This is a genomic window from Blautia sp. AM47-4, assembly GCF_003479865.1.
GTDB classification, from domain to species: domain Bacteria; phylum Bacillota; class Clostridia; order Lachnospirales; family Lachnospiraceae; genus Fusicatenibacter; species Fusicatenibacter saccharivorans.
Genome location: NZ_QUHY01000069.1, coordinates 1 through 3,153, shown reverse-complemented (window position 1 = coordinate 3,153; position 3,153 = coordinate 1). Strand labels below are relative to the sequence as shown.

Here is a 3,153-nt window from a genome sequence, read left to right as displayed (position 1 = left end):
GGTGTAGTAAGTTTGAAGAGACTTCTTAATCAATCAATTTTAAAGAGTTGGAGCTCCAAAATGATTAAAAAGTCTCTTGAGGCTTATTTTTTTACCTTAAAGAACAAAATTGTATTTTGTAAAAAACAATTTTAAAACATGTCCGTATTTTATTTCGTCAGTACAGAGATTGTGTAAGGAACTTTAAAAAGATGACACGAAATCAAAAAAATGTAGTAAGGGGGCTGTAAAAAGACCTCTGAGCATTTCGTTTAGTGTAAAGAACTTTTTTACTTCTTACACGAACTTTGAAAACGAAACAGCCTGCCCATAGTGATACCAGAACTGAATAGGCATTCAGCGTGTCTTTTCTGGTTAATACGTCCCGGAAACATCAGCACCCGGTACAGGAACGGATATGGGATGAGAACAGGAATTTAATAAACAAAGGAAGGAGGACATCTGACTATGACAGAGAAACAAGGATTCATGACAGCGTTGTATGAACGTCTTAGTCGTGATGATGAATTAAACGGAGAATCCAACAGTATTTCGAATCAGAAGAAACTGCTGGAACAATATGCAAAAGAACATGGATTTACCAATCTTGTTCATTTTACTGATGATGGTATCTCCGGTACAAGATTTGATCGTCCAGGCTTTCTTGCCATGATGAAAGAAGTTGAGTCAGGGAAAGTCGGAACGATCCTGATTAAAGATATGAGCCGAATGGGAAGAGATTATCTGAAAGTCGGACAATATATGGAGTTGCTGCGACAGAAAAATGTCCGCCTGATTGCAGTCAACGAGAATGTAGACAGCTTCCGGGAGGACGATGATTTTACTCCATTCCGAAATATCATGAATGAATGGTATGCAAGGGATACCAGTAAAAAGATAAAATCCACTTTCAAGGCGAAAGGGAAATCCGGCAAGCATGTGGCAAGTACAACACCGTATGGGTATCTGAAAGACAAGGATGATCCGAATGTATGGATCGTTGATGAAGAAGCAGCTGTAGTTGTACGGAGAATCTTTCACATGACAATGGATGGATACGGACCATATCAGATTGCCAGGGCACTGAAAGAGGATAAGGTTGAGATACCAGCGGTTCATATGGCAAAGAAAGATGCCGGATTATGGAAAGGCAGAGTAGAAGAAATCAAAGATCCTTATGGCTGGGGCTCTTCTACTGTTGCCGGTATTCTAAAGAAAAGAGAGTATCTTGGTCATACAGTGAACTTCAAGACCAGAAAGCATTTCAAGGATAAGAAAAGCCATTATGTATCTGAGGATAACTGGACGGTGTTTGAGAACACGCAGGAAGCAATCATAGATCAGGAAACTTTTGACAATGTGCAGAGAATCCGAAGCAATGTGAGAAGGTATCCAGATGGATGGGGAGAAGCCCACCCACTGACAGGTCTGATGTATTGTGCAGACTGTGGTTCCAAAATGTATGTTCATCGGGTAAATAATGGCAAGCGAGTTCCACAATATACCTGTTCTGCATATTCTAAAGTTCCGGTTGGAACACTCTGCCAGACACAGCACAGAATTAATGCCGATGTGGTTATGGAGCTGATTAAGGAACTTTTAAAGGCTGTTGCGGAGTATTCACAGTTGAATCGTGAAGAATTTTTGGAGACAGTAAAAAAAGCACAGACTTCACAGCAGTCCAGTGAGATCATAAGATTGAAAAGCAGATTAGCAGAAGCAAAAAAGCGTGTGCAGGAACTGGAAAAACTGATCTGCAGAATCTATGAGGACAATATTCTTGGCAAGCTGCCAGATGAACGTTATGCGATTCTTGACGGACAATATTCTAAAGAACAGAAAGATTTGTCGGCAGAAATTGCAGATATGGAAGCTGAATTATCAGGTTATGAAGAAGGTCGCAGATCAGCGGAGAAGTTTATTGCTCTGGTTGATAAATACCAAAACTTTGATGAATTGACCACTTACATGCTGAACGAATTTGTTGAAAAGATTGTGGTTCATGAGCGTGACCGAAAAGGAAGCATTGAGACAACTCAGGAAGTGGAAATCTATTTTAATTTCATTGGAAAATATTTACCGCCACATTTCGGTGAGGTGGAAATGACGTCAGAGGAAATTGAAGAAATGAAGAAGCGGGAAGCCAGAAAAGACAGGCTTCATCAGAATTACCTGAAAAGAAAAGCAAGTGGCAAGCAGCAAGAATACTATGAACGGACAAAAGCAAAAAAGAAAGCTGAAATGGATGCAAAAAAAGAGGAAATCCGTCAGGAAGATATTGCAAAGGGTGTGTTCGTTCCGGTATCACTGCTTCCACCTGCAGAACCGAAGAAAGGAGTTGCATCAGCATGAGTAAATTAGAAAGAATCGTTCACGATGACAGCAATGGTCTGGATTATATCCTTGTCGGGGAAATCTATCTGCCACTGATCGCTGTGTCGGAAGAAAAGCGTGATATTGGCTTTTATGGAAGCCTTCACAGAAACTATCTGAAAGACTACAAAGGTGGCTTATATTCCTATCTGACATTGACTGGGGAACTCTGGACTTACCTTGCAGACTTAAATGAGCAGTGCGTAGAATACAGAGATTTTCTCATGAATCAGATCATGGAACAGGAAGGTATTACAGAGGAATTGAAAAGCAGAGATCAAATGGAATGGGTTCGCCGGGCAAACAATGTGAGAAGCCGGGTAGATGAAATCATTTTAAATGAATTGGTGTATGTGTAGGAGGGGCTTATGAGATACCGGATTGAATATGCAGACGGAAGATGCTGTAATTATGTAAACAGCAGAAAAGATTTGTTGGATTGGCTGAAAGCACTGAAAGATGAAAAAATTGTTGATATCCGAAAAGTGTACAAAAACGGTGTTACAGATTCTGTGATAGACAGCTATCGCAGTTATCTGAAACAGTGAAAGGAATGGGACTCTCAAATACACAGGAAGTATTTGAAAATGTGAATGAGTAAAGGAAATGGCATTAACCGTAAAAAGTTAGTGCCTTTTATTTTGTCTATTATTATATTTCCACAAAATCCGATGCAGAGGATTTTTGAAAAACAGACGGAACGGAGATCATGCCGAAGGGACAGCGGCAGGAATTACGTTTTGTCTGCCGGGAGTACAGAGGACTGGAAGTCCTTTGTGCCTGGATTGCAAAGGGAGGCAG

Annotated in this window: 3 protein-coding genes; all 3 read left to right on the top strand. The window is 40.4% G+C overall.

The genetic code is table 11. From position 1 onward, the window contains the following. Positions 1–447 precede the first annotated feature (447 nt). From DW965_RS18395 to DW965_RS18385, 3 genes are read left to right on the top strand one after another with little or no spacing between them, the layout of a single operon-like run. Complete coding sequence (locus DW965_RS18395) at positions 448–2,331, top strand: recombinase family protein (protein ID WP_118587816.1); 1,884 nt, start codon at positions 448–450, stop codon at positions 2,329–2,331. Beyond that, on the top strand, positions 2,328–2,711 hold the full coding sequence (locus tag DW965_RS18390; RefSeq protein WP_118404145.1) for a TnpV protein: 384 nt from the start codon (positions 2,328–2,330) through the stop codon (positions 2,709–2,711). Before DW965_RS18395 ends, DW965_RS18390 begins: the two co-directional genes overlap by 4 nt. 9 nt (positions 2,712–2,720) lie before the next feature. Next, on the top strand, positions 2,721–2,900 hold the full coding sequence (locus tag DW965_RS18385) for a hypothetical protein (RefSeq protein ID WP_118404143.1): 180 nt from the start codon (positions 2,721–2,723) through the stop codon (positions 2,898–2,900). Positions 2,901–3,153: the final 253 nt, after the last annotated feature.

Coding starts and splice junctions, on each gene's coding strand:
- DW965_RS18395 (WP_118587816.1), top strand. CDS start 448: ATGACAGAGAAACAAGGATTCATGACAGCGTTGTATGAACGTCTTAGT.
- DW965_RS18390 (WP_118404145.1), top strand. CDS start 2,328: ATGAGTAAATTAGAAAGAATCGTTCACGATGACAGCAATGGTCTGGAT.
- DW965_RS18385 (WP_118404143.1), top strand. CDS start 2,721: ATGAGATACCGGATTGAATATGCAGACGGAAGATGCTGTAATTATGTA.